Source organism: Acetobacter nitrogenifigens DSM 23921 = NBRC 105050 (assembly GCF_000429165.1).
Taxonomy (GTDB): domain Bacteria; phylum Pseudomonadota; class Alphaproteobacteria; order Acetobacterales; family Acetobacteraceae; genus Acetobacter; species Acetobacter nitrogenifigens.
This window is the reverse complement of the sequence record NZ_AUBI01000043.1, coordinates 1-5,221: the sequence shown is the minus strand read 5'-3', so window position 1 is coordinate 5,221 and position 5,221 is coordinate 1. Positions and strand designations below refer to the sequence as shown.

The 5,221-nt window shown below is 66.3% G+C and carries 6 protein-coding genes; all 6 read right to left on the bottom strand.

Going from position 1 to position 5,221, the window contains the following annotated elements:
* On the bottom strand, nt 1-257 hold a 257-nt coding region (locus tag G442_RS0118785; RefSeq protein ID WP_026399168.1), incomplete at its 3' end, for a hypothetical protein.
* Complete coding sequence (locus G442_RS0118780) at nt 254-910, bottom strand: head-tail connector protein (RefSeq protein ID WP_026399186.1); 657 nt, start codon at nt 908-910, stop codon at nt 254-256. The genes G442_RS0118780 and G442_RS0118785, both read right to left, overlap by 4 nt.
* A gap of 18 nt (nt 911-928) precedes the next feature.
* Nucleotides 929-2,164, bottom strand: coding sequence for a phage major capsid protein (locus G442_RS0118775; RefSeq protein ID WP_026399185.1), 1,236 nt, complete (start codon nt 2,162-2,164; stop codon nt 929-931).
* Nucleotides 2,165-2,258: 94 nt separating this feature from the next.
* Nucleotides 2,259-3,089 (bottom strand): HK97 family phage prohead protease, encoded by an 831-nt coding sequence (locus G442_RS24160; RefSeq protein WP_051292553.1) that lies wholly within the window; start codon nt 3,087-3,089, stop codon nt 2,259-2,261.
* Entirely contained in the window at nt 3,082-4,407 is a 1,326-nt protein-coding gene (locus G442_RS0118765; RefSeq protein WP_026399184.1) for a phage portal protein, read from the bottom strand. Before G442_RS0118765 ends, G442_RS24160 begins: the two co-directional genes overlap by 8 nt.
* Nucleotides 4,404-5,221, bottom strand: an 818-nt coding sequence (locus G442_RS25660; RefSeq protein WP_026399183.1) for a terminase TerL endonuclease subunit, incomplete at its 5' end; no start/stop codon positions are given. The genes G442_RS25660 and G442_RS0118765, both read right to left, overlap by 4 nt.

The following is a 5,221-nucleotide window of genomic DNA, read 5'->3' as shown; positions in this document are numbered from 1 at the left end:
TCCGTGAGCGTGTATGTTTTCGGACCGTCCTCGACCCTGTCGCGCGGTTTCGGCATGTAAGCGGCCGCCGTGACCTCATCGGCCCCGATCTGCGCCACGAACGGAGCCCTCGCGACGCCGTCCGCCAGCTGCGAGGCCTGCGGCGGCGGCGCGTAGGCCATGACGCTGACGCTCTGCGACTGATCCGCCCGCATGAGGCGCATCATGCGCCCTTTGTCGGCGATCTGACGTCGTCGCCGCTCCGTGCGCCACGTCATGCCACGCCCGCCGGGCGATACGCGTCGAGAATGTCCGCCGCCGCCTGCGGCATGCCGCCGGTCGCCGCTGCGGACGTGTCCCAGCTGGTCGACCCGACGCCCTGCTCGCTTTCGGATTTGAGCAGCGGATCGCGCCCTGTCGCGTGCCACAGCGCCGCCGCCGTCAGGCGAACCGCACGCTGGATCGAGGCTGGCAGCGTGCCGCGCATCGCCGTGCCGTCCGCCGCGACGCTGTCGAGCGTGTAACCGGCCCGATAGGTCACGACGTAGCGCGCCGCCCGCCAGCAACGCGGATGACCGCTGTCCGGCGGGTAGACGATGCCCGCGTCGGGATTGACCGGCAGCGCCGCGACAGCGTCCGCATCAAGCGCTGTAGCGCCGATCGTAAGCCCCGTGACGGCCGACACCGGGTAACGGCCCAGAACGAGATCCGACTGGCGCGCCTCGCACCCCAGTTCGATCACGTCGCACCATGCCCGGTCGATCAGGGGACGACCGACATAGGCGAGCGCCATCGACGACGCGTCCTGCAGCAACAGCGCAAGCCTTGCGTCCTGCGACGCGTCAGAAACCCCGAGATCCGCCTTGAGGTCGGCCAGAGACGCCAGCGGCGCATCCGGCGCAGGCGGACCGACTGGCGTTGTCCGCCTCATGGTCCGACCTCCCGACCGTTACGAGCCGCCGCCGGCGGCGGCCGTCGTGGTCAGATCCGCGAACGAGCCCTTGATCAGCGCCTCGGGGCGATACACCGCCAGCGCAAGCCGCTCTTCCGCGAGGATCGTGACCATGTTCTTGACGAAGTTGTCGCGATCTTCGGTCGAGATCGTCACCGTGGCGTCCTCGCGGTCGAAGATCTGCGCCGCATAGCGGAAAGCGCCCGTCATGAAGCCGCCCGCCGCCATGGCGAGGCTCTGCGCCACGGGAAGCCCCCACAGCACCGGTCCGGCGACGCCGGTCGGGTTCGCGAAGACATAGCGCTGCTGGCCATCTTTCGTCAGCTCGATCGACGCCCAGTCGGTCGGGTTGAGAATGTGGCCCGTCGCAGGGAAGAGCGCCAGCGTCGCCTGCAGCATGGCCAGACGCAGGCGGTCGATCATGGTCTCGTTCTTGACCGTGACGCCCGCAGGCTGCGCATACGCGGTCGCCTGCGTCATCAGGCCTTTCAGGTTCTGGCCGGTCCCGTCGCCGCTCAGAAGCTGCGTGTCTTCGACAAAGGCGAGACCGTAACGCAGACGTCCGTCGATGTAGCTGGTCAGCATGGGCGCGTCAGCAAGGATCTGCTTCGACGCCAGAACCCAGTGGGCGATTGTGCGAACAGGCAGGTTTTGCAGATCGAAGGTGAGATCGGACTGGGGCTTCGGCGTGGTCGGGTTTTCCGCGACTGCGGCGGCGTTGTTCGTAAACCCGGTTTCGCGGACGTAGTCGATCGCGCTCGAACTGGTCGACCCAGGCATCAGCAGATCACGGATCACCAGCTGGCGGTTCGGCACGACCTGCACGATTCCGGGCTGGCGATCGGCGACCACAAGCCCGGTCGTTCCGGACGCGCCCGTCGTGCTTCCCGACGTGATGTTCTTCAGGTCCACAGACAGGCGACCTTTCCAGCGGTCGCCCTCGGCCATCGCCGCCTTGATGTTGTCGTCGGCGACAAAGCGCTGGCCCAGCGAGCGCGTCTCGATCTGGGCGTCGCCGCCGCCAGCGCGCGCGCCCTTCTGCTCCATCTCCGTCACGCGCGCCGCCAGCGCGTTCATTTCCGTCAGGGCCTTGTCCGCCGACTGCTTCGTCTCGCGGGTCATCTCGCCGAGATTCTTCATCTCGGTTTTCGCCGTCTCGGCGAACTGCCTGACCTGATCCGTCGCCGTCTTCAGATCCGCCACAGCCTGCTTGTATTCGTTTTCGGTGGACATCCCGTTTTCCCATGAAAAAAGGGCGCCGAAGCGCCTTTGCGTGAAACATTGAAAGTGAAACCCGGACGACGCGCCGCGCCGTCCTTCCCCCGTCTCAGAGACCCGACAGATCCGGCAGGTCGAGACTGGCGAATTGCGAGAAAGGCGACGTCGCTCTCGGCGCTGCGCCCAGAAGCTCCAGAATGCCGGCGGCGGCCGCGCGGATCTCGCGCAGAGGCGCGGCCTTGCCGTCGAGCGCGAGCGGCGCGCCGGTCAGCGCCTCATGCGCCGCCTGCAGGTGCTGCAACAGGGCGTCCCGCTCATCCTGCGTCGGCGAGTCACCGCCGACCAGCGCGGACTGATGCAGCTGAATCGCGGCCGCGACGGCATCGGTCGCTTTCGCGGGCGTGATCGTCGACCGCAGTTCCGGCGCAGCGAGACGGCGCTTCATGTCCGTGACCCGCGCCATCGCATTCGACGGATCGTCGACCAGACTGACCTCATGGAGGTTCACCCGCTTGAGCTGGCGCCGGGGCTCTCCGACCTGCGTCCCCTTGATCGCGCCGCCGTCCGGCACGGAAAAGCCGATCGAAAGCCCGCTCAGCGCGCCGTCTTTCACAAGCCCGTAAAGGCGTTTTCCGTAATCGGTGTCCATCCCCGAGAGCTTGCCCTTGAGGTGCAGACCGTGACTGTCTTCCGAGGCGTCCGTCCAGACCCCGGCGGGCAGGCCGTCGCCACCGAGAAATCCGTGCATGACGTGCATCGCAATGCTCCGCCCCTGCGACTTCCTCTCCGCGAGAGAGTCCGCGAACGCTCCCGGCAGCACCACGTCGCCGTGAGCGTCCGTGTTGTTAAACACGCTGCCGTAACCCTCGAACGTTCCGTCTGTCGCGCCAGGTGCGAACTTCACCTCGAACGGCGCGGCAAGGTAATCGCCGTCAATCATCGTCTTCGCTCCCTGTTGAGTCGGGTTGTGGCGGATCGGGCGGCGGCTGGCCGCCCGGAACAGGCTTGAGCGTCGGCTGCACGGCCGCCTTGCCGATATCGGCTCGCGGGATCATCTGCGCCTGCACGCACAGGACATTTCCGTCCGGGTCCGGCGGAAGGTTTTCCCTCGCGCGAACTTCATTCGCGGTCACGAAACCATTCTGCAGACCTGCGACATAGAACGCAGTGCGAGCCGCCGTATCCCCGCGCATCAGGGCGTCGACGTTGTGCTTCGCGTAGAAACGCAACCGATCGGCCGGGCTCAGCAAACACCGCGTTATCGCCTGCTCGATCCGGATCAGCCACGGCATCAGCCCGTATTGCAAAAACCACAGGTTCATCTGCTCCAGCCCGGAGCCCCACGCCGTCGACTTCTCCATCCTGCCGATCATGACCGGCGGAACCGCGAACCAGCGGCACAGCGTCTCGACGTTGAAACCGCGTGTCTGCAGCAGCTGCATATCTTCCGGGTTGAGGCCGATGGATTCCACCTTCCAGCCCCCCTCCAGCAGCGGCGTCTTGCCCGCGTTGATGGCGCCCGCGTAGTCCGCGAGGATGGCTTTCGCGCGCTCTTTCTCCGGATCTTTGAGGTAGTCCGGAGCCGAGATATAGCTTTGCGTCAGAAGGCCGTTTTTGAACGTCTTGCCCGCCGTCTGCTCCGCCGCCAGCGCCGTGCCGATGGACTGACGTCCAACGGAGATCGGCGACAGCCCCAGCAGCCCATCGAACGAGAACCCCTTGATATGGAAAATATCCGCCTCGGCCAGTACCAGATATTTGCCCTGCCACGCATAGGTGTAGGTCAGCGCGCCACTGTTCGGATCGCGCCGCACCGTCATACGATCCGGGCGCAGCGGGTTGATGGCGATCACAGACCCGTCGCCACGGCGCATCACCTGTCCGAACGCGTTGCCCCATGTCACAAGACACGCGACCATGGTTCCCCAGAACTCGATCGGCGTCATGTCCGCGTTGGGCGACGTCGCCAGAACCGAAAACAGCGGGTGGTTACGGGCGACGATCGACGTCTCGTTCGGCTGCCGCTCGTATAGCTTGAGCGGCAGCGACGCGATCGTCTCCGACAGCAACCGCACGCACGCCCAGACCGTGTCCAGCTGGATCGCGGCGTCGACCGTCACCGTCTGACCGGAAAAGGTCGGACCGCCCGCCAGAAACGCGCCCAGACGCAGATCCGTCAGGCTGACGCCTGTCGTGGCCAGCGCCATGACGTTCGCCGCCTTGAAGAACATGGCCCCGAAGGCCTTACGGATTGTCATACCGCGATGATCCCGGTTCTAAGAAAATCCTCGACCTTTCCGCCGCTGCCCGGCGGCTCCGGGTTGCGAGACATCAGGGTCACGGCGTTGAAGGTCGCCATCAGCGGGTCGATCTTGAGGTTCCCCGCCGCCTGCTTCGTGATGACGATCGCGTTGCCTCTCGGCTCGACCTTTGCGTTTGACGCCGCCCACGCCATGATCGGCCGCGCGCCGTGCCGGAACGTCCCGTCAGCCAGCTTGCGCTCCGCCGTCTTGATGGCGCCTGACAGCGTCCAGCCCTGCGAGACGCCGACGACGCGGTCGCGCCCGATGCCGCGCACAGCCAGCGCGTCGACGATGGCGCCCACGCCCTGCGGATCAAGCCCCACCTGGGCGAGGCCGCCCCCGGCGTCGACAACCTCCAGCACGTCGGCCAGCTGCTCGATGTCGTCTCCCGGCTCCGACACGATCGCCAGATCGCCCTGCGTCTGAAAATCGCGCATGACGCTGGCCTCTTTCTTGCGAAGCGTAAGCACGCCCTCAAACACCCAGCTTTTTTGCCAGTGCAGCCATTCCTGCGTCGTCGCGTCGCGCCCCAGCACGACGAGCGACAGCAGGTCGTCCAGCCCGCCGCCGTCGATCCCTGCGACCACGACCTCTGCGCGGGCGAGAACCTCCTCCAGCGTGAGCGTGTCGTCGCCTGCGCCCACCCAGTAATCCGCGCCGACCCAGCGGTCAGAACGAAGCGCAAGGCCAATCTCGACATTCAGATGCTGCGAGGCCCAGCTGGCCATTTCCTCGACGCCCTTCTCGCGGACGTCGTCGAACTCCTGCC

Bases quoted from the DNA above. Each gene is read 5' to 3' on its own strand.
- G442_RS0118780 (WP_026399186.1), bottom strand. From the start codon at position 910: ATGAGGCGGACAACGCCAGTCGGTCCGCCTGCGCCGGATGCGCCGCTG.
- G442_RS0118775 (WP_026399185.1), bottom strand. From the start codon at position 2,164: ATGTCCACCGAAAACGAATACAAGCAGGCTGTGGCGGATCTGAAGACG.
- G442_RS24160 (WP_051292553.1), bottom strand. From the start codon at position 3,089: ATGATTGACGGCGATTACCTTGCCGCGCCGTTCGAGGTGAAGTTCGCA.
- G442_RS0118765 (WP_026399184.1), bottom strand. From the start codon at position 4,407: ATGACAATCCGTAAGGCCTTCGGGGCCATGTTCTTCAAGGCGGCGAAC.